Below are 26,616 nucleotides of genomic sequence, written 5' to 3' on the forward strand. Positions count from 1 at the left end.
TCTCAAAATCCATTGTCCGGGGGATGCATGCGGGCGCGGAACAATTCCGCCAGCCACGCCGGATCGCCGGGGGCATCGCGGTTCCAGCGCGGGCGGGCAGAGAGTGCGGCCTGCGCGCGCCAGCGCATGCGTGCCGATGAAAGGTCCGGGCCCGCATCCAGCCGCACCAGCCACAGCGGAACCCCGTGCTTTTCTGCCGTCAGGCTGAGCCGGCGCGAGGCGGTGAAATCAAGCTCTCGCGGGTTTCCGGCGATCTCTCCCACCACGAATGCGAGGTCGCGGCATTTGAGCCCCTCTTCAAGTGCGAACAGCGCATCTTGCGCGTTCTTGGCCGCAACATGGATCACCCGGTGCCTGAGTGTTTTGGGCAGGCCGTGAATATAAGGACGCCCGCCCAATCGGATCGCCTCCTTATCCTGCACCCACAAAATGGCGCGGTGATCCTCCGCATCGCCGAGTGGATCGGCCTGTCGCGCCGCATCCTCCACCGCCAACCCGTCGCAAGCGAGCGCGAGCGCCATCCCCGCCCCGCTCGCATCACCGCCAGCGGCGAACACTTCCGAATGCGAGGCGCTGCCAAGACCTGCCCGCCAGCGTGTCTCACGCTGTTTGGCTTCAGCGAGGATATCGCTGGCAACGCGCCGCTCGGGCGAAGAGGGATTCGAAGAGACTGTCATAATGAAACACTCGAGCATACGACTCGTTTGTTCTTACTATGTTCCATATTTCAGCGATTCGCAATTCGTAATGCGATTTATCGCTCACAAAGCTCGCCTCAGCGACAAAGCCGGAACGTATCGCCTGTAAAACCATTGATTTTACAGACACTAAGGAGATACACTAAATGAACTTTCGCAATGGAAATGCCGACGAACTCAAAACCAAATTCTGGGAGACGCTCGCCGACTCACCCTTCGTCTTCCTCCAGCGCGATGCCGATCCCGAAACCGCAGTGCCGATGACGGCGCAGCTCGATAAAGACGCCGACAGCGCGATCTGGTTCTTCACCTCGAAAAAGAGCGATTTTGCCAAGCTGGGCAATGTGACCGCGACCTATCAAGGCAGCGATCACGACGTGTTCGCCCGCTTCACCGGTAAGCTCGAAGTCGAGGAAGACCAAGGACGCTTCGAACAGTTCTGGAACAACTTTGTGAAGGCCTGGTACGAAGGCGGCAAGGACGATCCAGACCTCTTGTTCCTGCGTATGGACCTTGATCAAGCAGAAATCTGGAGCGGCGAGATGAGCGCGCTCAGCACCGCCAAGATGGCGATGGGCATGAACGTCCGCGACGACATGGAAAACAAGAAGCTCGAGACGACGCTGTAACAGCGCAAACGAGACCGAAAAGGATAAGGGCCGCCATTTGAGCGGCCCTTTTTCGTGCCTTATCCGACCAATCCGAAATAGAGAATAACGGTGAGAACAATCGGGCAAACAAACCGCACCAGCGCGCGCCAGGTCTGGTGCAACACGCCATCAAGGCCGTTCTCATCGTCGATCAGCCGCGCATCCGCGATCCAGCCGACAAAGATACAGGTCAGGATGGCTCCAATCGGCATAAACAGCTTGGCCGTCACCCCGTCGAGCGTGTCGAAGAAGTTGGTCTCGGCAAACAGCGGTATGAAGCCGAGCGGATAAAACTCTGCCATGTCGTTGAACGACAGCGAGGACAGCACACCGAGCACTGCTGCGCCCGCGCCAACGATCAGCGTCGCCACCATGCGCGGCATCTTGAACTTTTCGTAGACATAGGCGGTCGGCGCCTCGAGCAGCGACACCGAACTGGTGAGCGCGGCAAAGAAGATCATGACGAAGAACAACAGGCCGATGATCGAGCCAAACGGCATAGCCTGGAACGCTACCGGCAGCGATGCGAACATCAGGCCCGGACCGGCGCTTGCCGAAAGACCTGCCGCAAACACAATCGGGAAAATTGCGAGACCGGCAAGGATCGCAACGCCCGTATCAGCGCCCGCGATGATGCCGGAAGTCTTGCCCAGATTGGTGTCACGGTTGGCGTATGCACCATAGGTCATCATGCCGGCGACACCCAATGACAGCGAGAAGAACGCCTGCCCGACCGCTGCGAGCATCACCTCGCCCGTCAACTTGCTCGGATCGAAGGTAAAGAGATAGCTCAGCGCTTCGCCGAAATTGCCGGTGAACGCGCCATAAATCGTAATGCCAAGGAACAGCACAAAGAACAGCGGCATCAGATAGACGGCCACCCACTCGATCCCGCTCGAAATCCCGCGCGAGACGAAGAACATCGTCACCGCCAGAAATCCGAGGTTGAGGCCGATCATCAGCGGACCATTGCCGAACAATCCGGGGAGCAGCCCTTCGATGTCGGCTGCGGGACGGCCCGCAAACGCGCCGCCCGTCAGCCCGGTCTGGAACAGATCGCTGATAAAGACGCCGATGTAATAGACGACCCAGCCGCCCACGACGCAGTAAAAACTCAAGATAAGGAAGGCGGCGAACACGCCCATGCTGGCAAGAATGCTCCACCCTTCCGACGCATTGGAATCGCGCGCGACACGGCGCACGCTTTCCGGCGCGTTGGCTTGTCCGTGGCGACCGATCAAAACCTCGGACAGAAGGACCGGCAGACCGATCAGCAATACGCAGAAAATATAGAAGAGAACGAAGGCACCGCCGCCATTCTCACCCGCCTCTGCGGGGAAGCGCCACATATTGCCCAGCCCCACAGCTGACCCGACTGCGGCCAAAATAAACGCTGTGCGCGACGACCAGTTTTCGTGACCGGCTTTTGCGCCCGAACCTGTTACTGCCATGATTGAAAATCTATCCCTCTTGCCGCGCATTCCCCAATGCGCCGTCTCATTGCGCCCCTCTGTGCAATGATTCCGCGCTCAGGCCAAGGGTCTTGCTTTGCCTTTATCCCAAGCGGGCGCTAGATGCGGCCCCATGTCGACAACATTTCAGCTCGATACGAGCACCAGCCGCGCCACTCCCACGCCAAAGCCGCGCAAAAGGCTGACGGTGCCGCGCATTCGCGACCACAAGAAAGACGGCGAGACCAAGGAACCGCTGGTAATGCTGACGGCGTACACCGCGCGTCAGGCGCAGTTGCTGGATACGCATTGCGACCTGTTGTTGGTCGGCGATTCACTCGGCCAGGTGATTTACGGACTCGATTCCACCCTGCCCGTCACGGTCGATATGATGATCGCGCATGGCGCGACCGTGGTACGCGGCAGCTATCACAGCGTTGTCGTGGTCGATATGCCGTTCGGCTCATACGAAGCTTCCAAAGAGCAAGCCTTTGACACCGCAAGCCGGATCATGGCTGAAACCGGCGCGGCGGCAGTGAAGCTGGAAGGCGGCGAAGCGATGGCCGAGACCGTCCACTTCCTTACCAATCGCGGCATTCCGGTGATGGGTCACGTCGGCCTCACCCCGCAAGCGGTGAACGTGCTGGGCGGCTATGCGGCGCGCGGGCGCTCCGATGCGGAAGCAGACAAGATTACCAAGGATGCGAAGGCGCTAGATGAAGCGGGCGCGTTCGCCATCGTGATCGAGGGCGTAGTTGAACCCATCGCCATCGCCGCGACCAAAGCAGTGTCCTGCCCCACAATCGGCATTGGCGCATCAGCGCAATGCGATGGGCAAGTGCTGGTAACCGAGGACATGCTCGGCATGTTCGAACGCGTTCCGCGCTTTGTAAAACGCTACAACGACATTGCCGAGATGATCGACAAGACGGTCGCGACCTATGCAGAGGAAGTGCGCGCACGCTCCTTCCCCAGCGAAGACCAGACCTATCAACCCAAAAAATAGACCAACCAAGGCAGGCTGACCATCGCCTTAAGGGGGCGCCGTTAACGGCGCGCGATCCATGCAGACACTTCTTAAATACTACAAATTTTCGATCGCTTTTACGCTGTTCTGTTTTGTGCTGGCCGGTTGGTATGGCTGGGCCAGCACCGGCAGCGTTACTGCGACCCTTTCGATCCTGTGGATCGTGATCGTGCTGTCTATCCTCGAAGTGTCCTTGAGCTTCGACAATGCGGTGGTGAACGCGACCGTGCTGCGCGAAATGGACCCAGTGTGGCAGCAACGCTTCCTCACCATCGGGATCCTGATCGCGGTGTTCGGGATGCGGATCGTGTTTCCGATTGCGATTGTCTCGATCGCCGCCAGCGTTGGCCCGTGGGAAGCGGTCGAGCTCTCGCTCAACGATCCGGAAGAGTATGAGCGCATCGTTTCTGGCGCGCATATCGGCATTGCCGGATTTGGCGGCGCGTTCCTCGCCATGGTCGGCCTCACCTTCTTCTTCGAAGAGGATAAAGAGGTGCACTGGATCGGCGTGGTCGAGCGCGCGGTGAACAAGTTTTCCAGCGTGCCTGCGGTCGAGATCGGGCTGGTGCTTGGCCTGGTCTACGGCGTTTCGACAATGCTCTCACCCGATGACGCGATGACGTTCCTGACCGCGGCAATCCTCGGCCTGCTGACCTTTATCGGCGTGAATGCGCTGGGGGCGATTATCGAGCAAAACGAGGCGCGCAAGAAAGCCGCTGGCGAAATCGTGCGTTCCGGCCTTGGCGGTTTCCTCTATCTCGAAGTGCTCGATGCGAGCTTCAGCTTTGACGGAGTGATCGGAGCCTTCGCGCTGTCGAACAACATGATCATCATCGCGCTAGGCCTGTCGGTGGGCGCGATGTTTGTGCGTTCGATGACGATCCACCTGGTGCGCGCTGGCACGCTTTCACAGTTCCGCTATCTTGAGCATGGCGCGTTCTGGGCGATCATCGCGCTTGGCGTCATCATGCTGGTTTCGGCGCGCTATCACATCCCTGAAACGATCACGGGCTTGATCGGCGCGGTGATGATCGGTCTCTCGCTATGGTGGTCGATCCGGCACAACCGCGCGGAAAAGGCGGCTGAGGCTAATTCTCAGCCTGTCTGAAGTGCGAGGCAACCGGCGCTGCGAGAAACAGCTGTAGCAGGTGATAGAGCAGCAGCGGCGCAATGATGAAGCCTGCGACTTCAGGCTCAAACATGATCGCGGCGAGCGGCGCGCCAATGGCGACGCTTTTTTGCGCAGCGGCAAAGAGAAACGCGATGCGATCGCCGCGCGGATAGCCCAGCACACCGCTGGCGATCCACGCGGCGGCATTGGCGAGCGCCACGAACCCGGCGGTGAGCGCCACAAACACCGCCCAGCCAGCGGCGCTGAACATTGTCGCAAGCCCCTGCTCCACCGCGCCTGAAAACGCGACATATACGAGGATGCCGATCACGATCCGGTCGAGCCAGACGATCTTCGCCTTGCGCGCGCTGACCCAGTCATATGTCCAACCCTGCACCGCCTGTCCGATGACGAAAGGCAGGATCAGGATCATGCCGATCCGGATGATGACTTCATTGCCAAGGCTCGCCGCCTCGCTGCCCGCCAGAACCGCAAACAGAGGCGCGGTTACAAACACGCCGGCGATGTTGATGAGCGCGGCTCCAACCACCGACAGCGCGATGTTACCGCCGGCAATGCTGGTATAGCTTGTCGCCGACTGGATCGTCGATGGCAGACAGCCGAGAAATAGGAAGCCAAGCGCGACCAGCGGATTGAGCTGAAAGGCCGCGACATGTGAAAACGCGAGGCCCATCAGCGCCATCACCGCGAACACCCACAAGGCGAGCGGCCCGAAGAAACGCCAATTGGCAAACCCTGCCATGATTTCGCTGCGTCTGATCCGCATGCCATTGACCAGAAACAGCAAGAACACGCCGACATTGGCGATCACTTGCGCCGCTTCGCGCCGCTCGCCCATCGCCGGAACGATATTGGCGAGCGCCGTTGCGAGCAGCAGCACGACAATCATCGGATCGGAGAATTTGGCGAGGATCGAACGCATAGAGCCTGCGCCTGTGCCCGCGCTTTTTGCCTTTGTCGAGCTAGTCGCTTGAAGGCGGCGCGAAATCGCTCGGACGCAGCTCTTTGGCCAAAGCCGCAAAGCGTTCTGTCTCGTCTTCTCTCTCAAGCCCGCGCGCGGCCAAAGCGCGCAATGTCAGCAGTTCAGGATCATTGCCCGCGCCAAGCTCAATCGCATGGTCAAGCAGCAGTGCAACGCGCAGCCAATCCTGCGCTTCGGCGCTGCGCCGCGCCAGCATCAAAATCGCCTCGGCATTGTTCGGCTCACCAGCGAGATGACGCACCAAAAGAGTGTCTACCGCATCTTCGTTTCCAGCCATTCGATAGCCGACGATAATCCTCTTGGTGAGCGGCCAAGGTCGCCGGATTTGCGCAGCGTTTTGGTAAAGCTCAAGCGCTTGCTGCGGATCATTCACGGCGAGGCCAACATCTCCGACCAGAGCATGCACATCAGCAGAAGCGGGAAACTGGCGTTGTAAAGAATTGGCCAGCCGCGCTGCACCGCGCACATCGTCATTCGCTATCATAGTGCGGAGCTGCTTTGTCGGTGCGGGCAAAACCGCGCGCGCATCGGCTGTCGTACCCAGCACAAACAATGCACGCTGTCGGCCATCCTGCGCGCGCTGGAGATAGGGGGCAGCCGCCTCGCGGTCGCCCATCCGCTCATGCGCGCGGCCCAGCAATTCGAGCAGGTAGGGCGAGGTGTCGAGCGATCCTGCTCGGCCAGCAAAGCGTTTGATCACTTCCTCGTCACGCCCGCCGCGAAGCAATGCGAGCGCCAGCAATTCGATGACGCGTGTATTGCTTGGCTGGCGCGCGCTCAGTGCGGTCAGCTTTTCTGCAGCGCTGTCATAATTGCCCTGATCGAGATCAATCAAGGCATCGAGCAAGACGGCTGCGGGCACTTCATTGGCCAGCATCGCGCTACGCTCAAGCAGCGCGCGGGCAAAGATCGGCTGACCCGCACGGGCCGCCAGTAGCGCCTGAAGATAGTGCACTTTGGGATGCGAGCGATCGAGTTCGGCAAGCTTGCGTACTTCGACCAGCATATCCTGATTGCGACCAAGGTCTCCCAATGTCGCAGCCAAATCTGCGAGGATTTCGGTATCATCAGGCGCGGCAGCATGCGCCGCCTCAAACCACGGCAAAGCATCCGCCAGCCCGTGAGCATCACGCACCAATTGCGCGCGGAGATACAGAGCAAGCGCCGATTCAGGGCCGAGCTCGAGCGCCTTTTCCGCCGCTTCTAGCGCGGGCAGATGTTCGCCCCCGCGATAGCGCAGCCTCGCAATCTCGACCCAAAGCGCAGGGTTTTCGGGTTCAAGCGCAAAGGCCTGATCCAGCAGTCCGCCAGCCTCGGGCAGATTGCCTTCGCCCATCGCGCCGCGTGCCTGTTCGACCAGGGCCACGAATTCTTCGCCGCCTTCGATCTGCGCGCCGCGCGGCTTTTGGTCCATACCGCCCGAACAGGCAGCGAGCATCATCGCGCCGCCGATCAGCGCCGCCATCCCACCCTTGGCAAGGCTTTGAGACCTACGTCTGCAAATCATATTGCTTGAGCAGATCGTACAAAGTCGGTACCGGCTGATCCCCAGCAGCTTTGCCGTGCTCGAAATATTGCCCTCGCTGCGCGCCAGCGCATGGCGGATCACGCGCCGGTCGGCCTCTTCGCGCGCGGATTTGAGGTTGAGCACGTCCGCATCTTCTTCGTCTTCACCGCCGTCGAAATCGAGGTCTTCGGCGTGGACGAGCTTGCCGTCGGCCATGATCACCGCGCGCTTCACGCGGTTCTCCAGCTCGCGGACATTGCCCGGCCAGTCATGCCCATCAATCGCGGTGAGCGCGTCAGGGCCGAAGCCGGTGACGGTCGGGTTCATCTCGGCAGCGAAGCGCTTTAGAAATGCCTTGGCGAGCAGGATCGCATCGCCATGCCGTTCGGCCAGGTTGGGAATGCGAACCACGATCTCCGCTAATCGGTAGAAAAGGTCTTCGCGGAAGGTTCCCTCGCCGATCATCCCTTCGAGGTTCTGGTGCGTTGCGCAGACGATCCGCGTGTTGACCGCGATCTGCTTGCGGCCGCCAATCCGCTCGATCGTGCGCTCTTGCAGGAAGCGCAGCAGTTTCACTTGAAGCGGCAGCGGAATGTCGCCGACTTCATCGAGGAACAGCGTGCCGCCATTGGCGCTCTCAATCTTGCCCTCGGTGGTTTTGACCGCGCCGGTGAACGCGCCCTTCTCATGGCCGAACAGCTCGCTTTCGAGCAGGTTTTCAGGGATCGCCGCACAGTTGATCGCAACGAACGGTCCGCTGGCCCGGTCGCTGGCATCGTGCAGACCTTGGGCGAGCAGTTCCTTACCCGTTCCGCTCGCGCCCAGCAGCATCACAGAGACGCTGGTGTTGGCGACGCGCTCAATCGTGCGCGCGACCTTCACCATCTCCGGCGCGCCCGTAATCAGGCGGCCCAGTACGGTCTTGTCCTCGCCTGCGCTCGCAATCAGGCGGCGGTTTTCCTGCTCGATTTCATGCAGGTTGAAGGCGCGGCGAACAATCAGACCCAATGCCTCGATATCGACCGGCTTCTGGTAGAAATCGTAGGCGCCGCGCTCAATCGCCTGCAAAGCGCTCTCCCGCGCACCGTGCCCGCTGGCTACGATCACTTTCGTGTCAGGCTTCAGCTCCATGATCGCATCGAGCACGGCAAAACCTTCGCTTGTCCCATCCGGGTCAGGCGGCAGTCCGAGATCCAGCGTGACCACAGCTGGCATTTCACTGCGCAGAGCGTTGATCGCCGCCTGACGGTCGCCAACGATCACAACCTCAAAATCATCATAGGCCCATTTGAGCTGCGCCTGCAGACCTTCATCGTCCTCGACAATCAGCAAAGTGGGTTTTTTGTCAGCCATCAGGCGACCTCATTGGTTTGTTGGGGTTGTTTGGCGTTATCGAGCAATTGCGCCGCTTCGCGCAGGGGCAGAAGCACGCTGAAGCGGGTGCCGAGCCCTTCTCGCGATTCGACATTGATGCGGCTCGCCCATCGCTTTCACGATCTCGCGGGCCTCGAATGCGCCAATGCCGAAGCCGCCATCTTTCGAAGAAACGAACGGCTTGAACAGGCCATTGCGGACAAAGCCGGGTGTCATGCCGCTGCCCGTGTCGATAATGTCAATCTGGCCGTTCAGGCCATCGCTGGAGACATCGAGGTAGATCGGCTTGTCAGAATCGCTCGCATCGATCGCGTTTTGAACCAGATGGATGAGCGCTTGTTCAAGCCCTTCGAAATCGGCCATCACCACGGCGGGATCGACGCGGGTCAACTGCACCGGATGAGCATGGTCAAACCGCTTCGCCAATCCCTTGGCGAGCGTAACCAGATCGACCTCTTGGGTCATTTGCGACTGGCCAGCGCCATAGCGGCCAAGCCGCGCGAGAAGATTGGTCAGTTTGTCCGAGGAATTGCGCAGAGTGACGAGCATATCGGCACGAAATTCGGGGTTGTCGGCATGCTTTTCGGCATTGCGCGCCAGCAGCGAAAGCTGGCTCGCGAGGTTCTTGATGTCGTGCATGACGAAGGCGATGCGGCGGTTAAACTCGTCAAACCGGCTCGCTTCCATCAATGCCTGCTGGCCTGATTGCTCAGCGAGATAGCTTGCGAGCTGCTGACCGACGACGCGCAAAAGATCGAAATCTTCCCAATCAAGACGACGCTCAATCCGCGGACGGGCGAGCACAATTGTCCCGACCAGACGGTCAAAATGGATCAGCGGGACGAGCGCCCAGGCATCGTCTGCATCGCGCAGCCAATCGGGCACATGCGCCTGCTCACCAACGCGGTCATGCCCGGCGCGCACTTCATCAAGGTCGAGAATGTGGCTGTGCTCCTCGAGCAGTCCGCACAGCTCGTAATCAGCCGCCACTCCCGGCACCGCCAGAGTTGGCCAGTTCCACCGCGCAACCAGCTCCAACTGCGCTTCCTCATTGGGCGCGAGCAGCAAGCCTGCAGGACTGTCGGTGATGTCGGCAACCGCCTTCACCGCGCGTTCGTGAAAGCTCGGTCCATTGGCGGCATCGTGCGAGCCGCTGCCCACCGTGCGAGTGAAGCGCAGCCATTCCTCGCGGTAGTCATAACGGTGCTGGAACAGGTGCTTGGTCGCGGTCACACGCAGCCATCCACGCAAATGCTGCGAGGGCAGCCAGACAACCGCACCGAGAATTGCCAGCGCGAGGAAGACGACCTGGGTGGCGCGTCCGAAATCTCCCCCCAGAACGGTGAGCGATTTCGACACCAGCACCATCACCAGCAGATATCCGCCGATGACAAGCAGAGAGAGGCTCTGGAAGGTGACCGCGCGCGAGGGGCGGAATTCAAGGCTGGCGCTGCGGGCATTTGCGCCAAATGCCAGCACGCCGATCATGGCACCGCTCAAAATGCCGCGCATCGCGACCAGCAGGCCGGGTTCCTCGCCGCTCAGATAGGCGAGCGTGAAGAAGTTCAGATCATAGGCCCAGATCCCTGCGAGCGCAGCGGCGCTCCAGCGCAGAATTCGGCGAGCCTCTGCCGAAGCGCCGGCATAGAGGTTGTGCAGCAGCACCAGCGCGCCGATCGAGACAAGCATGCCGAATGCCGCGCTTACCTCGTGCGTAAGCGCTTGCAGACCCGGTGTGATGGCATAGCGAACCTCAATGAGCAGCAGCACCGGCTGGAGCAATTGCACGAGGGCCAAAGTGATGATTACCGGGCGAGTGGGTTTGAGGCTTTCATCGCGGCCATCATTGGCGAAGAGGCGGAAGATAACCGCGATCCATGCAAGGTTGCGCGCGGTTTCGACGAGGCGCGTCGGCGGTTCCCAGGGGCCAAGCCCTGCGGCCAATGCACACCAGATGCTGGTGAGCGCAATTGCAAAGAGCGCTGCTGTGCGGTCCGGGCGCGATCTGTCGCCGCTGCGCGCGATCCACAGGCCTGCGCCCGCGCTGAGCACGGAGCCGGCGAGATAGCCGACAAAGCCCGCATAGGCCGCAAGATCAGCCTCGATAATCACCGCGCGCCTTCCGGCCAGAGCACAACCCGCACCGTTTGCAGCAGGATCACAAGATCCAGAAACGGCGTGTAATTCTTCGCGTAGTAGAGATCGTATTCGAGCTTCTTGCGGCTATCCTCGGTCGATGCGCCGTAGGGGTAGTTGATCTGCGCCCAGCCGGTAATGCCGGGTTTGACCATGTGACGCTCGCCGTAGAACGGGATTTCTTCCTGCAAGTCATCGACGAATTTCGGCACTTCGGGGCGCGGCCCAACAAAGCTCATGTTGCCCTTAAGCACGCTCCAGGTCTGCGGCAATTCGTCGATGCGAACCTTGCGGATGAAGCGGCCCAGGCGAGTAATACGCGGATCGTTTTCCTCCGCCCATTTCGCGCCGTCCTTTTCCGCATCGGTGCGCATGGAGCGCAGTTTGATGAGGTAAAAAGGCTCTCCATAGAGGCCGATGCGTTCTTGTTTAAAAAAGGCCGGTCCCTTGCTGTCGAGCTTCACCAGCACCGCAAAGATCGCGATGATCGGGAATGTGGCGAGCAGCAGAACGAGGCTCGCAATGATGTCGAACACGCGCTTGAACGCGCTTGAAAGCATCCGGCCCGAAGAAAAACCGTCAGAGAAAATCAGCCAGCTAGGATTGACCGTGTCGAGATCAACGCGGCCTGTCTCACGCTCCAGAAAGCTCGAGAAATCATTGACATGCACGCCCTTGGTCTTGATCCGCAAAAGGTCTGGGAGTGGCAGGGCGTTGCGCCGTTCCTGTAAGGCGAGCACCACTTCGCTGACGCCCAGATTCTCGGCAAAGCGGCCCAGATCATGGATCGCTTCGCGCGCAATCGCCTCTTCGACGACCCGCTCCGGCTCGTTCATGGCGATATATGAAACGATGACGAAACCGCTCTCCGGCTTGTCGGCAAGTTCGCGCAAACGCTGTGCCCGGTCCCCTGCGCCAAGCACCATCACACGGCGGCGAAAGGCGGAAGAGCCGAGGAAGCTGTTGAGGAACAGGCGGTCGACGACGAGCAGAGCGATGGCGAGCCACATCGCGAAAAACAGGGTCGAGCGCCAGAAAACATCGCCGCGCAAAATGAAGTCGATCAGGGCGAGCGCGATGATCCCGAGGCTGATCGCGACCAGAAGGCGTGCGCCTGCAAACCGCAATGATCGCAGGGCATTAGGGCCGTAAACTCCAACTGATATCATGGCCACCCAGACCACTGCGGCAGAGCCGGCAATCGCCATCCAGCGCTCACCAAAGCGCCCGGCATCCATCCCGATCTGCGATGCGCGCAGCTGCCACGCGAGCTCTCCCGCGAGCATGAGCAGCGCGAAATCGAGCAGGCCGAGCAGCAGAACGGCGTGCGGGATATAGTGCTTGAACAAGCGGATCATCGACAAATAGGCTCGCGCAAAAGGTCTTTCACGACCCTCGCCTTAACCCTGAGAGATTAAGTGTCGGTAAACTTTACAACGGCTGCGCGATCAGGCGGTCAGCGCCGGATACGAGAGTTAACCCATCGTAAAACGCGACCTACTGGATGATACGGGCGCGCCGCGTCTCATCGAACAGAGATCAATAACGTGATTGCGTGGCGAGCCGCTTGGTTTGCGGGTTGAGACAATCGACCCGCTCGCAGCGCAGACATTCATCCCCCAGCGGCACTGCGTCCTCCGGCTTCAACGAAACCCCGCGCGCCTCGGCCAGTTCGCTGGCGAAGCGCGCTTCCACACCCAGCACAACCGCATTGCGCGCGCTGCACGCCACGCCGACGCCATCGACCGTGCGCGCGATGGTGAACCAGTGTTTGGGCGCAGCCTCCCCCTCGCCAAACAAGACCGGTTGGCTGAGCATCGTGCCAGGCCGCTCGAATGCAGCATAAGGGACCCAGGCTGGCCAGCGCGCACCTTCAAGCGGGTACATCGCCCCGCTTGCCCCGGCGGTGAAATCCGCCAATCTCCCCGAGCGATCAATCCGAGCTGCGAAGAATGGCAAGCCTCGTTCGCCGACGCGTTGCAGGGTCGTGAGCCGCTGCGCCACCTGCTCGAAATTCACCGCGAAACGGCGTTGCAGAATCGTCAGGTCGTGCGCGGTCTGCTCGCAAGCGCGCATGAAGCGGCCATAGGGCATCAGAAGCGCGCCCGCGACGTAATCGGCGAGGTGCTCGCGGAAGCGGTCGCGCGCCTCTCGGGAAGGCAGCTTTGCGCCCTCGACCACCAGATCAATCTCCTCGCGCTGCTCAAGCATGCCGACTTGCCGCGCGATCTGGAACCGCCGAGCGGCGCCGGGCAACGTCTCGGAAATCTGCAATTGCCGCGCATGCAGATCCAACCGGCTCATCTGCCCGGGGATCACCTCTGCAGGGAGGATGCGGACCGAGAATTGATGTCGCTCACGCAAGCGCTGGCTGAGCGCCGCGCTGATTTCCCCCACCGACAGCCGCAATTCCTCGGCAGTCGCCTCCGCCGCATGATCCAGATCGGCAAAGTGGTTCTGCCAGCGCTCGACGGCTTCGCGCGCCTGATTGTCGGGACTGTCGCTGCGCGCTTCGCCAGCACCACCCGCATCGTATAGCCGCGCGAAGGCGGCGGCGGCCTGAGGCGCGGCAGCGAGAAACTCCTGAATTTCCTCACGATCAATACCGAGATCGGCAAACCGCTTATCCGACAAGCGCCGTGCAAGGCCATCAATGCCGCCAATTGTCTCGTCTTCGCGCAGTGAACGCGGATCGAAGTCGAACCGTTCAATCACTTGCACCAACACGCGGGCGGAAAGCGGGCGCTGGTTGCGCTCGATCAGATTGAGGTAACTGGGCGAAATGCCAAGCGATGCGGCCATTGCGGCCTGCGTCAACCCCTCGCGCTTGCGCAATCGGCGCAGTGCGGGGCCAGCCAGAAGTGCGTTGTCAGCCATATCGCCGCTTTGTAAATTACTTTACAGTATTACACAAGATATCGGCTGATTTGGTCCATAGAGACACGATTGTCTGTAAGGTTTACTGGAGAATCACCCGTCAGGAGCGCATACAAGATGGCGAAACCCTCCCCATTCAAAGGCTCAGGAGAACAGCCATGACATATCAGAACACCATCGCGCAAATGCGCAGCACCATCGAAAATGCTGGCCCAAGCTGGGGTGCGATCGACGCAGAAGCGACTGCTCGCATGGCGATCCAGAACCGCTTTCCGACCGGCCTCGACATCGCGAAATACACCGCGAAGATCATGCGCGCCGATATGGACGCTTATGATGCCGACCCAGCGAAATACACCCAGTCGCTTGGCTGCTGGCACGGTTTCATCGCGCAGCAGAAGATGATCAGCATCAAGAAGCATTTCGGCAGCACCAAGCAGCGCTACCTCTACCTGTCGGGCTGGATGGTCGCCGCTCTACGCAGCGAATTTGGCCCGCTGCCCGACCAGTCGATGCACGAAAAGACCAGCGTTCCTGCGCTGATCGAAGAGCTCTACACCTTCCTGAAACAAGCAGATGCCCGTGAACTTGGCGGTCTGTTCCGCGATCTCGACGCAGCGCGTGAGCGCGGCGATGAGGTCGAAGCCAAGCGCATCGAAACCGCGATCGACAATTATGAGACGCATGTCGTTCCGATCATCGCCGATATCGACGCTGGTTTCGGCAATGCCGAGGCGACCTACCTGCTTGCCAAGAAGATGATTGAGGCGGGTGCCTGCGCTCTGCAGATCGAAAACCAGGTTTCTGACGAGAAGCAGTGCGGCCATCAGGACGGCAAGGTCACGGTCCCGCATGAGGATTTCCACCAGAAGATCCGCGCCTGTCGCCACGCCTTCCTCGAAATGGGCGTTGAAGACGGCGTAATCGTTGCCCGCACCGACAGCCTCGGCGCTGGCCTGACCAAGCAGATTGCCTACACCAAGGAAGAAGGCGATCTAGGCGATCAGTACAACAGCTTCCTCGATTGCGAAGAGGTTGATCCGGCCAACATCAAGAATGGCGACGTGTTCTTGAGCCGCGACGGCAAGCTGCTGCGTCCAAAGCGCCTCCCATCAAATCTGTATCAGTTCCGCGCTGGCACGGGTGAAGATCGCTGCGTGCTTGATGGCATCACTTCACTGCAAGCCGGCGCTGACCTTCTGTGGATCGAAACCGAAAAGCCCCATGTGGAGCAGATCGCCGGCATGGTTGACCGGATCCGTGAGGTCGTTCCCAACGCCAAGCTGGTCTATAACAACAGCCCAAGCTTCAACTGGACGCTGAACTTCCGCCAGCAAGTCTTTGATGCATGGGCCGAAGCGGGCAAGGATGTCTCTGCTTACGACCGCGACAGGCTGATGAGTGTCGACTATGACAGCACCGATCTCGCTGCTGAAGCTGACGAGAAGATCCGCACCTTCCAGGCCGATGCTGCGAAGCGTGCTGGCATCTTCCACCACCTGATCACGCTGCCGACCTACCACACGGCTGCGCTCAGCACCGATAACCTCGCCAAGGAGTATTTCGGTGAGCAGGCAATGCTCGGCTACGTGAAGAACGTCCAGCGCGAAGAGATCCGTCAGGGTATCGCTTGCGTGAAGCACCAAAACATGGCTGGATCCGACATTGGCGATGATCACAAGGAATACTTTGCCGGTGAAGCTGCTCTGAAAGCGGGCGGCAAGGACAACACCATGAACCAGTTCGCGGCTGCCTGATAAAGCCGCGCGGAACCTGCGTGAGGATGTGCTAAGGCATCCTCACCGGGAACCAATGACAAGGGCTAAGAGCTTTAGACTTATCAGCCCAGGAGAGTGATTATGACTGACACGACCACCAGCCCCGAACCAGCCCGCGCCCGTGCGCTGCTTTCGACCGCTGATATGAAGCTGCTGCGCCGCGCTTTGGAAAGCCACGCGCGGGGCACCGAAGACCGCGACGAACTCGCGAAGATCAACGCGCTGCACCACCGCTTGGGGACGTACGTGCCCGACGCATCGTAACGAGTTACCCAATCTCACAGTTTCTCCTGGGGAGGAGAATACGGTACCGCTAAAGCGCGAACCCCTTCACGCTTTGGCGGTACGTTAATTTTTTGATGCCCTACCGCTGCGCTACTTGAGGGCGCTTATTTATTGGGAAGCCGTAGCCGCCCGCGCGCTCCGGACACCCATCCGGTCCGCATTAAAAAACTACCCGCCCTTGCGCGGCATCAAGTCGAGCGTTGCCGACGTCATCGCCTCGGTCGCGGTAGAGATCACCGCCTCGGCATCAGGCGCCCAGAACGGCGAATGCAGGGAAGGCAGTTCCAACTCGCCCGCCTGCGATTTTTCCCACTGATCCATCGGCACCCCGCCGACCCAGAAGATCAGCGATTCGATGTTCTCAGGGTCCGCCAGATAGAATTGTCCGAAATCCTCGCCGCCCATAACCGGAGGCACCTCTTGGATACGGTCGCCAAAGCGCGGAGCAAGGCGCGCCATCACCTGCTCGGTAAATTCGGGTGTGTTGAAGGTTGAGGGCAGATACGGGTCCTGCACGGTTACTTCCGGCATGCGATCCTCCGGCATTCCAGCTGCCATCGCCTCAGCCTTGGCGATCCGTTCAATCCCTTCGAGCAAAGCTGCGCGCGATTCCGCCCCGTAAGACCGGACGGTAAGTTGCAGCTTGGCTTCATCAGGAATGATGTTGTGCTTCGCGCCTGCGAGGAAGCTGCCGACCGTGACTACCGCAGGCTCGAGCGGGTTCTTCTCCCGGCTCACAAGCGTTTGCAGGCGCATCACAATGCTCGATGCGACGACAATCGGGTCTTTGGTGGTGTGCGGGTAAGCTCCGTGCCCGCCGACGCCCTTTACCGTGATATCGACGCTGTCGACATTGGCGAGCGCATAGCCTTTGGCATAGCCGATAAAGCCAGCCGGAGCGCCTGCGGCATCGTGGAAGCCGAGCACATAGTCAGGTTTGGGGAAGCGCTCAAACAGGCCGTCTTCCAGCATCGCCAGCGCGCCCAGCCCCAGCTCTTCAGCCGGTTGCAGAATCATCACCAGCGTGCCCGACCATTCATCCTTGCGCTCTGAAAGAAGCTGCGCTGCGCCGATCCATGCCGCCATATGCGTGTCGTGACCGCAGGCATGCATCAACCCGCTTTCGATGCCAGAGGCAGGAACACCGCGCGCTTTGGAAGCATAGGGAAGACCCGTCTGCTCTTCCACTGGCAGGCCGTCCATGTCTGCCCGCAGCATAACCGTCGGGCCATCGCCATTGCGCATCACCGCGACAACGCCGGTCTGCCCAACGCCTTCGGTCACCTCAAAGCCGAGCTCGCGCGCGCGCCGCCAGCTTCTTTGACGTCTCGAATTCCTGGAACGACAGCTCCGGGTTGGCGTGGAGGTCTTTGTAGAGCTCCATCAGGCCCGGCATGTCCTCGCTTACGGCATCGCGCAGCTCATCTGCCTGCGCCGGCGCGCTCAGCACCAATGCTCCCAAGGCGAGGCCAATCGCCGCCGAACCTGTTTTAAAAATACCGCGCATTGTGCTCTCTCCCGCTCGTTTCGCCCTGGACCCGGAGCCGAATTACAGTCCGTAAGTAATCACCAGTAGCACCGACAAGGTCGCCACCATCAACACGACCAGCGGCACGCCAGTGCGCACATAGTCCTTAAAGTCGTAATTGCCCTCGGCCATGATCAGCATGTTGGTCTGATAGGCAATGGGCGTCGCATAGCACAGGTTGCAGCCGAACAGCACGGCCAGCACCAGCGGCTCTGGCGGCAGGCCAAGCTGGGCAGCGATGCTGAAGGCAATTGGGGTGCCAACAGTCGCAGCGGTCGCGTTCGAGGCGAAATTGGTGAGGACTGTGACGAAGGCCATGATCGCAGCCAGCACCAAGGCCGGGGGCAGCATCACTAGGCCGAGCGATAGCGCCTCGCCCAGCCACGCCGCTGCGCCGCTTTCGTCAATGATGCGGCCAATCGCGATACTGGCTGCGACCAGCACGATAACTTGGCCCGATAGCGCCCTGCCCACCCGGTCAAATTTCACGCAGCCGGTGACAAACATCAGGATCGCGCCCGCTAGCGCGGAAATCGCAATCGGGAAGATACCGACCGCGGCGGTGAAGACCGCAAACCCCATGATCGCGGCAGCGAGCAGCGCCTTGGAACGGCGCGGCAATTCGCGCGCACCATCGAGCATCAACAGGCTGTCCGAACGTGCGAATGCCTGCAAGTCTTCTTCAAGCCCCATGACGAGCAGCACATCGCCTTCTGAAATACGCAGGTCGCCGCCATCGGAATATTGGTCGCGCTCACCCAGCAGCCTCTCAGGCCGGTGGATGCCTAACACCGCGACGCCATAGAGATCGGCGATGCCCGAGGATGGCAATGTCCGAGTGATGAGCCGCGAATCCGCCGTGACCGTCATCTCAAAGACGAGAATATCGCTGCCCTTGGCAGACGCATTGCGCTTGATCCGGTCGAGCACCCAGTTCGGCGCCAGCTCTCCCTTCAGTTCTCGAACGGCGTCTTCCAACGCTTCGTGCGTTCCTGAAATATGGATGCGTTGCTGCGCCTGCATCGGTCCAGTCTGATCGCCATGAAAGACGATGCCTTTCGGCAGGTTAGGCAAAATATCGCCAAAATCCTGACCAATTAGATCGCTGTCACCGCCAATCCGCAAACGGGTGTGGAACCGCCGAACATTCTCATCAGCGGCAACCTTATTGTCTTTCAGCAGACGCGGCATAACCAGCCACATGTAAGGCAGCGCGACTAGGCCAGCGAGCAGCACAATCGGGGTGAAATCAAATACGCCAATCTCGCGCATGCCCAGATCAACCGCGATCGAGACCACAAGAATGTTGGTCGACGTGCCGATGGTGGTCGCCAAACCGCCGATCAGCGATGCGGCGTTGAGCGGCATGAGCGTCTTCGATGTCGGCAAGGCTCCGCGCGCCGCGAGGGCAGCAAAGATCGGGATCATCAACACCAGCACCGGCGTGTTGTTGACGAACATCGACAGGAAAAAGACGATGACAAGCGAGACCAGCAGGCCCAGTTGGAGGTTCACCTTGAACACGCGCTCCAAAATGCGCGCGGCAGGCTCTAGCGCGCCGGTCACGACCAGCCCTCTGCCCATAATCATCAGCGCACAGATAGTGATCAGCGCGTAATGACCAAACCCGCCAAATGCCAAGGCCAGCCCGTCAATCGGGCGCGTGTCAGGCAGCGGGAAGAAATAAAGCCCCACCGCAATCACTGCGATGGTGAGCAACGAGACGATCTCGATCGACATCCGGCCCCGCACGAATCCGACGAACATCAGGATCGTCAGAACCATTGCGGCCATCGCGTGATATGAAGGAAGTGCTAGCATTATCCTTGAGGATTGTGGCTTTCCAAAGCTGCGCTGGAATTACAAGCGAAATCGATGGCTTCGTGTTTCTCGGCTAGCGACTAGGCTAGCGCTTGTCGGAGGCGAGCAAGCCATAAAGCAGCACATCGCGCAGGCCGATATGCGTGGTTTCGTGCTCGCGCAAATGGGCTTCCTTGGTGAAGCCGAGCCGCTCTAGAAGCTTGATCGAAGCGGTGTTGTCGACATCGACTTCTGCTGTGATTTTGCGCAGACTATCGGTAGCAAACAGATGCTCGATCAACGCGGTACGTGCATTCGCTTGCAATGCCTTCGCCCTGTCGGTGCATTACGGTGACATAGCCGATTTCTTCGATGCCCTGCTCGTGAGAGGGCACGGAGACAAACCGGCCCACGACGTCGCCTGCATCATCTTCGGCAATCCATGTCCGGCCATTCCAGTCAGGATCGGCGAGCCATCCCCACAGCTCCTCTTCGGAGGTGAATTCCGCCCGCGACATATAAAGGTTTTGCTGCTTGTCCGCGAAGGTCGGGAACAGCGCGGCGCAGTCGCTTTGCTGGAGCGCGCGCAGAGCATAGCGTTGGGTCCTTATTGGCCTCAAGCGCCGGCGCTCGCATCCACTCGCTTGGCTATCCTCGCTCATGCGATCAAAGATCGCGTCGCTGCGGGCGGGCATGCGCCCTTGCGGGCCTTCGGCCCGATCACCGCCCACCCTTCAAAAACTCTACCAGCGTCTTCACCTTCTTCTGCCGCCATTGCGGCAGCGGAGCGACCAGCCAATATGCGCGTTGGCTCTCATTCGGTTCGTCCAGAGCCTCCAGGCGACCATTGTCCAGCGCTTCGGCCACCAAGGGATGCGGCAGCACCGTGCGGCCCATGCCTGCGAGCGCCGAGCTGAGCGCCTGCCCCGGATTGCCAGCCTTGATGCAAGGCTTCGTGCCTTCGGGTAAAGCCGCGCCGGGCCAATCGATCCACGCGTCGCGCGCATTGGGAGCAGCAACCGTCACCCGCTCTGCCGGGGCCAATTGCACGCCCTCCAGATCGCCCGGGCCGTCAACCAGACGGATCGCTATGTCGAGATCTCGCTTCGGTAAAATCGGCGTTTTCGTCTGCGACAATGATGTATTGCACGCCCTCGGTCCCGGCCTGAAACTCGGCAAGACGCGGCGCGAGCCATTGCGCGTAGAATTCGCGCGGCGCGGCAATCGTATAGCGGTCAGAGGCTTGGCCCGCCTGCATCGACTGCACGCTTTGCTCGAATTGCAGGAACCCCTCGCGCAGGGGATCTAGCCCCGCCTCGCCTTCCGGCGTGAGCTCCAGCCCCTTGCTCGTGCGGCGAAAGAGGACAACCCCGAGGTGATCTTCGAGCGCGCGGATCTGTTGACCGACAGCCGCAGGCGTCACCGCCAGCTCATCCGCCGCTCGGGTGAAAGAGAGGTGCCGCGCCGCCGCATCATAGACACGCAGCGCATTCAAGGGGAGATGGGTCCGTTTCACGCGCGATCATTTAGGCCGCACAAACGGACGCTGCAAGCCAGAGCGTATGCGACGAAGAGTCGCGCTTATCAGCGATCTGCTGTTTCGGGAGCCGCAAGTGGGAAGAACGGGATGCGCACTTCGATCGGTGAACCGTCGCCGCGCAGGAAGGTGTAGAAACCTTCCATCGATCCATGCGCCGTAGTCAGCGGGCAACCAGACACGTAATCGTGGCTTTCACCCGGAGCGAGCGTCGGTTGCTCGCCCACCACACCTTCGCCATCGACATGGTTCACCATGCCGCGCGCATCGGTGATCCGCCAATGCCGCGTGCGCAGTTGCAGTGGCTCATGCGAGCCATTTTCGATGCGGATGTGATAGACCCAGAACCACTTGCCTGCCTCTGGCTGTGATTGCTCTGGAAGAAAGTTCACCGCGACCCGGACGGTGACCCCGTCGGTAACAGCAGCATGTTGGAACAGCTCTTTCATAGGTCTCTCAAGGTAACGATTCTCATCGGCTCCACAAGACCACCAACGCGCTTAATCCACGCTGTATCCCAACTTAGCGATAAAAGGACTACCTAGGCGGCGTTACCTACTCACCCTTTGGACAGTTCTTCCTCGATTTGATCGAGCCGCTCCTTGCCGAAGAACATCTCGAACGTGTCGGGATCGGCGCCTGATTTGCCGACGAACATGGTCGGAATGCCGAACGCGCCGCGCTCGACCGCTTTGGAGGTGTTGTCCACCAGCCCTTGCTTCACTTCGTCGCTTTGGCTGCGCGCAAACAGATCTTTCGCGTCGAAGCCCGCTTCGCCGATTACCTCGCCAAGGGCGTCTGGATCGTTGATATCCACGCCTTGCTCCCAAATCGCAGGCAGCATCGCCTCGGCAAATTGCACGCCGCGCCCATCCTGATCGGCGGCATAGAGCATGCGCTGCAAGGTGATCGAATTGAACGGGAATTGCGGGTGCAGCTTGTACTTGTCGAGATTGTGCTTGGCGACGAAACGACGCATTTCGAGCATCGCATAATCGTTTTTACCCTTCACCTCCGCGTCGCGCATAAAGGGCGGCGCATTGCCGGTGAGCTTGTGCATCCCGGCCAGGAAAACGGGCACGACGTCTAGCTCCGCCCCAGTGCGCTTGATCAGATCGCGCAGCGGCCACCACACCAGATAGGCATTGGGACTGACGAAATCGAAAGTGAGTTCAACGCGATTGGCCATGTGTCTTATCTCCCCTTCAAGAGATAGGTTGCACGTTGCAATGGGGATGGCAAGCGCCCCACTCCCGATCGCATGGGGCTTTCTTAAGGAAGCCGGGTTAAGGCGGCGCAATGGATGAGGACGAAATCACGCGGCGGCTAAAGATCGGCCCGACTGCCGAAATCGGAATGCACAACCGCGAGAAGAACTCCTTCCGGGGCATCTCGACGCGGACGCGTTTGCGGTCTCTTTCTGCGGGAGCGGTCAACCAGGAGTTTCTCAACGAAATCTGCCAGCTTTCGCAGCTCGAAGAGCTCAACCTTGGATGGCCCGTCACAGCGACGACGCTGGAGGGCCTCACGCGGCTGGCGAAGCTCAAGGCGCTGCGCATCGACAGTCCGCGCAACATCACAGATTTCTCGCCGCTGACGAGGATCCCTCGACTCGAACGGCTTGAGATCGAGAACGCAAAGCATCTCTACGATCTTCGCTGGCTGTGGCCCCTGAAGGATCGACTGAGAATGCTTGGCATAGATGGATCGATCAACACGACTCAGAAACTGGAAAGCCTTGATCCGCTCGACGGGTTTGCCGTCGAAGAATTGACGCTCACCAATGTTAGCGTGAAGGACAAGGACCTTTCCGCGCTGATCACCTGCCGAGGACTGAGACGGCTGCGATGCGCCAAATCAGTCTCGACTTTCGAAGGCTTCATGGCGCTGGCCGATGCGCGTACCGGATATGGCGTGCGACTGGTTCTCGCCCGAGCATTGGCCTAGGCGAAACTGGCGCAGATAGGGCTGTTGCCGCTGGTCAGCTCATCGGCGCGAGGCCCAGCTCGATACCCGTCCGGTCTTCCAAAGCGAACCGGTCAAACAGGTCTGCGCTCGCAGCATTCAGCCCAACCACCCGAGTGTGCCGGCCATTGCGGCGCATCCGCTCGATCACTTTTTCAAGCGCGCCGATGGCCGAAATGTCCCAAAAATGCGCTTTGGACACGTCGATCACAACGTGGTGCGCGGCGTCTTCATACTGGCTTTCCGGGCCAAGCTTTTCGATAAACTTGTCGACGCTGGCGAAGAAGATTTCGCCAGTCACAACATAGACCGCACTGTGCGGGCGACGAATGCGCTCGACCGCGAAGAAGTTTTTGACCTTCTGCGCAAAGAAGATGCCTGAGAGCAGCACGCCGACGAGCACGCCGAGCGCCAGGTCATGCGTCCAAACGACGACCACAACGGTCGCGACCATCACGATAGAACTGGTCGGCGGGTGGCGACGCAGGTTCGGGATCGAGTTCCAGCTGAACGTCCCAATGCTGACCATGATCATCACCGCGACCAGCGCCGGCATTGGCACTTGGCCAACATAGCTGCCGAGCACGGTGAGCAGGAACAGCAGGAATGCGCCCGCAGTGAAGGTCGACAAGCGGCCTCGCCCACCAGAGGCGACGTTGATCACCGACTGACCGATCATCGCACAGCCGCCCATGCCGCCAAAGCAGGCCGCGACGATGTTGGACACGCCTTGACCCGCGCTTTCGCGGCGCTTGTCGCTTTCGGTGTGGGTCATGTCGTCGACGATCTGCGCAGTGAGCAGGCTTTCAAGCAGGCCGACCGCTGCCATTGTCAGCGAGTATGGCGCGATGATCTGGAACGTCTCCCATGTCAGCGGCACGTTGGGCAGCGCAAAGCTTGGCAAGCCATCGGGCAAAGTACCCTCACCCGCGACATTGTTGACCGGCAGGCCCCAGAAGATCGCAGCGGCGGTGAGCAGAACGATGGCGACCAGTGGGCTCGGCACCGCTTTCGTGATGCGCGGGAAGCCGTAAATGATCGCAAGACCTGCCGCGACCATCACCCAGGTCCACGGCCCCACGCCTTCATTGCCGGGCAAGAGCTGCGGGATTTGCGCCATGAAAATCAGGATTGCGAGCGCGTTTACAAAGCCGGTGATGACACTGCGACTGACGAATTGCATAAGCAAGTCGAGCCGTAGGAGCGCCGCAATCCCCTGAAAAATGCCCATTAGGATCGTCGCGGCGAACAGATACTCAATCGGGTAATCGCGCACCAGCGGGATCACCACAACCGCCACCGCGGCAGTCGCGGCAGAGATCATGCCCGGACGCCCGCCGGTAAATGCAATGACCATCGCGATGGTAACGCTTGCATAAAGTCCGACGCTCGGGTCGACGCCCGCGATCAGCGCGAAGCCGATCGCTTCGGGGATTAGCGCCAGCGCGACGACAATGCCGGCAAGGATGTCAGCGCGGATATTTGAGAACCAGTCGCGCTTAAAGGTGTCCGCGAAAGTGGCGGCTTGAGAGGTCATTACACGTTCCAGATTGTGCGCCGATTGCGGCGTCGGCGGCGCTCTTACCGCGAGAATTTTACAGCCCCTACCGACTTATGCTGCACTGCACAACAGCACGAATGCGTATTCATGGGAGGGTTTACGCGGTTTTACCTCGGCTTTGCACTGCACAAGGTGATCAAGGCGCACGCCTCTATCAAAAGGGAAGCAAATCCTCTATTCGGTCAATCGCTATGGATCGAACACAGCTCCTTTTGGTCGGGCTCGCCTCGACGCTTTCAATTCCGGTCGCAGCCTTCGCGCAGCCGACTGAACCGGTGAACGAGCCGCAGCAAGCAAAGCCAGTTTGCAAGCAAGATCGCGTAACGCGCGAGCTGCGCTGTACTACGCCTCCGCCCAAAGAGGGCCCGGCAGAACCGGCAATGGAGCCTATGGCCCGCACACAAGAACCCGCCCGCGTCTATTATTCTGATTGCGCCGCTGCATGGCGCGCTGGCGCGGCCCCGATTTACGCCAATCAGCCCGGATACAGGACGGAACTGGATGGCGATCTCGACGGAGTAGCCTGCGAACCCTTTCGCAATCGCCGTCGCCGCTAACTCTCTGAATTCACGACTTCTTCGAAAAGGAAAGCAGCAGGCCAGGCGACCTCATATAGAAGAGTTACACTCTCTTGTTGCGATTGATTATCATTTGCGATACCAGAGTCGCATTCGGAGAGAATCATGGCTTCACAATCTCAAATCGCCCGACAATTGCCCTGCCCCATGCCCAGCGAGCCTATGCTGCGCGACACGCTGATCGTCTTCCGGAGGCTCGCCATCCACGGGCGAAACGATGCTCAGGCGAGCCATTTCGCGATGCACAGGTTCGGCCAGCGTTTCCGCCAGGTCCTTGTCCTCATCCGCTGCTTTTTGCACGAAACCGCGAGCGCATCGCAGCGCCGCATTCAGATCGCCTCGTGCTGCGCGCCGCGAATGACGCGAGACGAAGCGCTCTTAATCGACGCGATCCGCGACAATGACCAAGTGGCGCTGTCTGCAGTAACGGACAATGAAACGCCCAATCGCGCCGCCTGCTCGGCTGCGCATTTGCGCGAAGTCCTGTGTGATATCGCGCCCGGTTTCGGAACCTAAGTCGCCACCACTAAATCCCGGCAGCGGCCAGCGCCTGATCCATATCCTCGGTGAGGTCAGCAATGTCCTCCAGCCCGACATTGATCCGCAAGAGGCCCTCGGTGACGCCCATCTCCGCGCGCCCCTCCTCGCTCATCCCGGCGTGGGTTGTCGAAGCAGGATGGCAGAGCAGGCTGCGCGCATCGCCAATATTGTTCGAGATATCGATCAATTGCAGCGCGTCGAGAATTTGAAAGGCTCGCGCGCGAGTGCCGACATCAAAGGCGAAGATCGGCCCCGTCGCGTCCATTTGCGATAGCGCGAGATTGTGGCGCGGATGGCTTGGCAGGCCGGGATGCAGCATGTGCCCACCCGCTTTCTCGAGCCGCAGCTCCAGGAACTTGCCCAGCTCGACCGCCTGCTCGCTCTGCTTGTGCGCGCGCAGGCTGAGCGTCTCCAGCCCCTTATGCACGACCCAGGCATTGAACGCGGCAATGGTCGGTCCGGTGTTGCGCTGAAACGGCATCAGCACCTCATTGATCCAATCTTCGCCGCCGCAGATCGCGCCCGCCAGAACGCGCCCCTGCCCGTCCATCAGCTTGGTCGCTGAATAGGCCACGACATCCGCGCCGAATTCCATCGGACGCTGGAGCGCTGGCGAGGCAAAGGCATTGTCGACGACCGTGGTAATGCCGTGCGCCTTGGCCAGATCGCAGACATGTTTGAGGTCAACCACATCCAGCGTCGGATTGGCCGGCGTCTCGAAGAAAAAGACCTTGGTGTTGGGACGGATCGCGGCCTCCCATGCGGCATCATCCGCGCTGTCGATCGTGGTCGTCTCTATCCCAAACTTGGGCAGCAATTCGTCGACCAGCCAGCGGCACGAACCAAAGGCCGCGCGCGCGGCAACCACATGATCTCCCACAGAAAGTTGGCAAAGCAAAGCCGCCGTCATCGCGGCCATGCCGCTCGCCTGAGCGCGGCAAGCCTCCGCCCCTTCGAGCAGCGCAATGCGCTCTTCCAGCATCGCAACCGTCGGGTTTTGGAGGCGCGAATAGGTCATTCCGACCGCATCGCCTGCGAACCTGTCCGCGACCGTCTGCGCATCGTCATAAGTGTAGCCCGACGTGAGGAACAACGCCTCGCTCGTCTCACCATGCTCGCTGCGCCAGGTGCCGCCGCGCACCGCGCGGGTGGCAGGCCGCCAATTGCGCGTCGCAGCGCGATCCATTCCGGTGGTCTTCTTCATACCGAA

General features: G+C 60.2%; 22 protein-coding genes and 3 pseudogenes. 8 read left to right on the forward strand and 17 right to left on the reverse strand.

Annotated elements, in window-relative coordinates:
• Nucleotides 1–2: 2 nt before the first annotated feature.
• Nucleotides 3–677, reverse strand: coding sequence for a hypothetical protein (locus tag ACZ1GU_RS09335; RefSeq protein ID WP_472647736.1), 675 nt, complete (start codon nt 675–677; stop codon nt 3–5).
• Between the two features lie 167 nt (nt 678–844).
• On the opposite strand from ACZ1GU_RS09335, the gene ACZ1GU_RS09340 reads away from it, so the two are divergent.
• Nucleotides 845–1,327, forward strand: coding sequence for a pyridoxamine 5'-phosphate oxidase family protein (locus tag ACZ1GU_RS09340; RefSeq protein ID WP_472647737.1), 483 nt, complete (start codon nt 845–847; stop codon nt 1,325–1,327).
• A gap of 59 nt (nt 1,328–1,386) precedes the next feature.
• Here the strand turns inward: ACZ1GU_RS09340 and ACZ1GU_RS09345 are convergent, their stop codons facing one another.
• A complete protein-coding gene (locus ACZ1GU_RS09345; RefSeq protein ID WP_472647738.1) occupies nt 1,387–2,799 on the reverse strand; it encodes a sodium-dependent transporter in 1,413 nt (470 codons plus the stop codon).
• Between the two features lie 133 nt (nt 2,800–2,932).
• Between ACZ1GU_RS09345 and panB the strand changes: the two genes are divergently transcribed.
• Complete coding sequence (gene panB / locus ACZ1GU_RS09350) at nt 2,933–3,805, forward strand: 3-methyl-2-oxobutanoate hydroxymethyltransferase (protein ID WP_472647739.1); 873 nt, start codon at nt 2,933–2,935, stop codon at nt 3,803–3,805.
• Nucleotides 3,806–3,863: 58 nt separating this feature from the next.
• On the forward strand, nt 3,864–4,934 hold the full coding sequence (locus tag ACZ1GU_RS09355; RefSeq protein WP_472647740.1) for a DUF475 domain-containing protein: 1,071 nt from the start codon (nt 3,864–3,866) through the stop codon (nt 4,932–4,934).
• Here ACZ1GU_RS09355 and ACZ1GU_RS09360 read toward each other — a convergent pair.
• From ACZ1GU_RS09360 to ACZ1GU_RS09385, 6 genes and pseudogenes are all read right to left on the reverse strand, one after another.
• Nucleotides 4,915–5,880, reverse strand: coding sequence for a bile acid:sodium symporter family protein (locus ACZ1GU_RS09360; protein WP_472647741.1), 966 nt, complete (start codon nt 5,878–5,880; stop codon nt 4,915–4,917). The two genes, ACZ1GU_RS09355 and ACZ1GU_RS09360, sit on opposite strands and share 20 nt — an antisense overlap.
• A gap of 40 nt (nt 5,881–5,920) precedes the next feature.
• A complete protein-coding gene (locus ACZ1GU_RS09365) occupies nt 5,921–7,447 on the reverse strand; it encodes a tetratricopeptide repeat protein (protein WP_472647742.1) in 1,527 nt (508 codons plus the stop codon).
• Nucleotides 7,431–8,800: pseudogene (gene prsR / locus ACZ1GU_RS09370) on the reverse strand (PEP-CTERM-box response regulator transcription factor). Before prsR ends, ACZ1GU_RS09365 begins: the two are co-directional and overlap by 17 nt.
• Before the next feature lie 36 nt (nt 8,801–8,836).
• Nucleotides 8,837–10,933 carry an XrtA/PEP-CTERM system histidine kinase PrsK gene (gene prsK, locus ACZ1GU_RS09375; protein WP_472647743.1) on the reverse strand — a complete coding sequence of 699 codons (2,097 nt, stop codon included), beginning with the start codon at nt 10,931–10,933 and terminating at the stop codon, nt 8,837–8,839.
• Nucleotides 10,930–12,315 (reverse strand): TIGR03013 family XrtA/PEP-CTERM system glycosyltransferase, encoded by a 1,386-nt coding sequence (locus tag ACZ1GU_RS09380; RefSeq protein WP_472647744.1) that lies wholly within the window; start codon nt 12,313–12,315, stop codon nt 10,930–10,932. The genes prsK and ACZ1GU_RS09380 overlap by 4 nt, the downstream gene beginning before the upstream one ends.
• 181 nt (nt 12,316–12,496) lie before the next feature.
• Entirely contained in the window at nt 12,497–13,834 is a 1,338-nt protein-coding gene (locus ACZ1GU_RS09385) for a helix-turn-helix domain-containing protein (protein WP_472647745.1), read from the reverse strand.
• A 158-nt stretch (nt 13,835–13,992) separates the two neighbouring features.
• Here ACZ1GU_RS09385 and ACZ1GU_RS09390 point away from each other — a divergent pair, with 158 nt between their 5' ends.
• On the forward strand, nt 13,993–15,591 hold the full coding sequence (locus tag ACZ1GU_RS09390) for an isocitrate lyase (RefSeq protein WP_472647746.1): 1,599 nt from the start codon (nt 13,993–13,995) through the stop codon (nt 15,589–15,591).
• Nucleotides 15,592–15,693: 102 nt separating this feature from the next.
• Nucleotides 15,694–15,876, forward strand: coding sequence for a hypothetical protein (locus ACZ1GU_RS09395; RefSeq protein ID WP_472647747.1), 183 nt, complete (start codon nt 15,694–15,696; stop codon nt 15,874–15,876).
• 189 nt (nt 15,877–16,065) lie between these two features.
• Here ACZ1GU_RS09395 and ACZ1GU_RS09400 read toward each other — a convergent pair.
• From ACZ1GU_RS09400 to ACZ1GU_RS09430, 7 genes and pseudogenes are all read right to left on the reverse strand, one after another.
• Nucleotides 16,066–17,404 (reverse strand): annotated as a pseudogene (locus ACZ1GU_RS09400) (amidohydrolase).
• A 42-nt stretch (nt 17,405–17,446) separates the two neighbouring features.
• Nucleotides 17,447–19,246, reverse strand: a complete 1,800-nt coding sequence (locus tag ACZ1GU_RS09405) for an SLC13 family permease (protein WP_472647748.1) — start codon at nt 19,244–19,246, stop codon at nt 17,447–17,449.
• A gap of 85 nt (nt 19,247–19,331) precedes the next feature.
• Entirely contained in the window at nt 19,332–19,526 is a 195-nt protein-coding gene (locus tag ACZ1GU_RS09410; protein WP_472647749.1) for a GNAT family N-acetyltransferase, read from the reverse strand.
• Nucleotides 19,498–19,920: a GNAT family N-acetyltransferase gene (locus ACZ1GU_RS09415; RefSeq protein WP_472647750.1), complete on the reverse strand. Its 423-nt coding sequence runs from the start codon at nt 19,918–19,920 to the stop codon at nt 19,498–19,500. The genes ACZ1GU_RS09410 and ACZ1GU_RS09415 overlap by 29 nt, the downstream gene beginning before the upstream one ends.
• A 25-nt stretch (nt 19,921–19,945) precedes the next feature.
• Nucleotides 19,946–20,741 (reverse strand): annotated as a pseudogene (locus ACZ1GU_RS09420) (LysR family transcriptional regulator).
• Nucleotides 20,742–20,809: 68 nt separating this feature from the next.
• Nucleotides 20,810–21,211, reverse strand: a complete 402-nt coding sequence (apaG, locus tag ACZ1GU_RS09425) for a Co2+/Mg2+ efflux protein ApaG (RefSeq protein WP_472647751.1) — start codon at nt 21,209–21,211, stop codon at nt 20,810–20,812.
• 110 nt (nt 21,212–21,321) lie between these two features.
• A complete protein-coding gene (locus tag ACZ1GU_RS09430; RefSeq protein ID WP_472647752.1) occupies nt 21,322–21,951 on the reverse strand; it encodes a DsbA family protein in 630 nt (209 codons plus the stop codon).
• A 110-nt stretch (nt 21,952–22,061) separates the two neighbouring features.
• Here ACZ1GU_RS09430 and ACZ1GU_RS09435 point away from each other — a divergent pair, with 110 nt between their 5' ends.
• Nucleotides 22,062–22,709, forward strand: a complete 648-nt coding sequence (locus tag ACZ1GU_RS09435; RefSeq protein ID WP_472647753.1) for a hypothetical protein — start codon at nt 22,062–22,064, stop codon at nt 22,707–22,709.
• A gap of 34 nt (nt 22,710–22,743) precedes the next feature.
• On the opposite strand, the gene ACZ1GU_RS09440 is transcribed toward ACZ1GU_RS09435, so the two are convergent.
• Nucleotides 22,744–24,264 carry a SulP family inorganic anion transporter gene (locus ACZ1GU_RS09440; protein ID WP_472647754.1) on the reverse strand — a complete coding sequence of 507 codons (1,521 nt, stop codon included), beginning with the start codon at nt 24,262–24,264 and terminating at the stop codon, nt 22,744–22,746.
• A 215-nt stretch (nt 24,265–24,479) separates the two neighbouring features.
• Here ACZ1GU_RS09440 and ACZ1GU_RS09445 point away from each other — a divergent pair, with 215 nt between their 5' ends.
• On the forward strand, nt 24,480–24,845 hold the full coding sequence (locus ACZ1GU_RS09445) for an excalibur calcium-binding domain-containing protein (RefSeq protein WP_472647755.1): 366 nt from the start codon (nt 24,480–24,482) through the stop codon (nt 24,843–24,845).
• Between the two features lie 126 nt (nt 24,846–24,971).
• Complete coding sequence (locus ACZ1GU_RS09450) at nt 24,972–25,382, forward strand: DUF6628 family protein (RefSeq protein WP_472647756.1); 411 nt, start codon at nt 24,972–24,974, stop codon at nt 25,380–25,382.
• Between the two features lie 10 nt (nt 25,383–25,392).
• On the opposite strand, the gene ACZ1GU_RS09455 is transcribed toward ACZ1GU_RS09450, so the two are convergent.
• Nucleotides 25,393–26,610 carry a trans-sulfuration enzyme family protein gene (locus ACZ1GU_RS09455; protein WP_472647757.1) on the reverse strand — a complete coding sequence of 406 codons (1,218 nt, stop codon included), beginning with the start codon at nt 26,608–26,610 and terminating at the stop codon, nt 25,393–25,395.
• Nucleotides 26,611–26,616 lie beyond the last annotated feature (6 nt).

The sequence above is a fragment of the Erythrobacter sp. HA7-11 genome (assembly GCF_055693605.1).

Bases quoted from the DNA above. Each gene is read 5' to 3' on its own strand.
- ACZ1GU_RS09335 (WP_472647736.1), bottom strand. From the start codon at position 677: ATGACAGTCTCTTCGAATCCCTCTTCGCCCGAGCGGCGCGTTGCCAGC.
- ACZ1GU_RS09340 (WP_472647737.1), top strand. From the start codon at position 845: ATGAACTTTCGCAATGGAAATGCCGACGAACTCAAAACCAAATTCTGG.
- ACZ1GU_RS09345 (WP_472647738.1), bottom strand. From the start codon at position 2,799: ATGGCAGTAACAGGTTCGGGCGCAAAAGCCGGTCACGAAAACTGGTCG.
- panB (WP_472647739.1), top strand. From the start codon at position 2,933: ATGTCGACAACATTTCAGCTCGATACGAGCACCAGCCGCGCCACTCCC.
- ACZ1GU_RS09355 (WP_472647740.1), top strand. From the start codon at position 3,864: ATGCAGACACTTCTTAAATACTACAAATTTTCGATCGCTTTTACGCTG.
- ACZ1GU_RS09360 (WP_472647741.1), bottom strand. From the start codon at position 5,880: ATGCGTTCGATCCTCGCCAAATTCTCCGATCCGATGATTGTCGTGCTG.
- ACZ1GU_RS09365 (WP_472647742.1), bottom strand. From the start codon at position 7,447: ATGATTTGCAGACGTAGGTCTCAAAGCCTTGCCAAGGGTGGGATGGCG.
- ACZ1GU_RS09380 (WP_472647744.1), bottom strand. From the start codon at position 12,315: ATGATCCGCTTGTTCAAGCACTATATCCCGCACGCCGTTCTGCTGCTC.
- ACZ1GU_RS09385 (WP_472647745.1), bottom strand. From the start codon at position 13,834: ATGGCTGACAACGCACTTCTGGCTGGCCCCGCACTGCGCCGATTGCGC.
- ACZ1GU_RS09390 (WP_472647746.1), top strand. From the start codon at position 13,993: ATGACATATCAGAACACCATCGCGCAAATGCGCAGCACCATCGAAAAT.
- ACZ1GU_RS09395 (WP_472647747.1), top strand. From the start codon at position 15,694: ATGACTGACACGACCACCAGCCCCGAACCAGCCCGCGCCCGTGCGCTG.
- ACZ1GU_RS09405 (WP_472647748.1), bottom strand. From the start codon at position 19,246: ATGCTAGCACTTCCTTCATATCACGCGATGGCCGCAATGGTTCTGACG.
- ACZ1GU_RS09415 (WP_472647750.1), bottom strand. From the start codon at position 19,920: ATGCCCGCCCGCAGCGACGCGATCTTTGATCGCATGAGCGAGGATAGC.
- apaG (WP_472647751.1), bottom strand. From the start codon at position 21,211: ATGAAAGAGCTGTTCCAACATGCTGCTGTTACCGACGGGGTCACCGTC.
- ACZ1GU_RS09430 (WP_472647752.1), bottom strand. From the start codon at position 21,951: ATGGCCAATCGCGTTGAACTCACTTTCGATTTCGTCAGTCCCAATGCC.
- ACZ1GU_RS09435 (WP_472647753.1), top strand. From the start codon at position 22,062: ATGGATGAGGACGAAATCACGCGGCGGCTAAAGATCGGCCCGACTGCC.
- ACZ1GU_RS09440 (WP_472647754.1), bottom strand. From the start codon at position 24,264: ATGACCTCTCAAGCCGCCACTTTCGCGGACACCTTTAAGCGCGACTGG.
- ACZ1GU_RS09445 (WP_472647755.1), top strand. From the start codon at position 24,480: ATGGATCGAACACAGCTCCTTTTGGTCGGGCTCGCCTCGACGCTTTCA.
- ACZ1GU_RS09450 (WP_472647756.1), top strand. From the start codon at position 24,972: ATGGCTTCACAATCTCAAATCGCCCGACAATTGCCCTGCCCCATGCCC.
- ACZ1GU_RS09455 (WP_472647757.1), bottom strand. From the start codon at position 26,610: ATGAAGAAGACCACCGGAATGGATCGCGCTGCGACGCGCAATTGGCGG.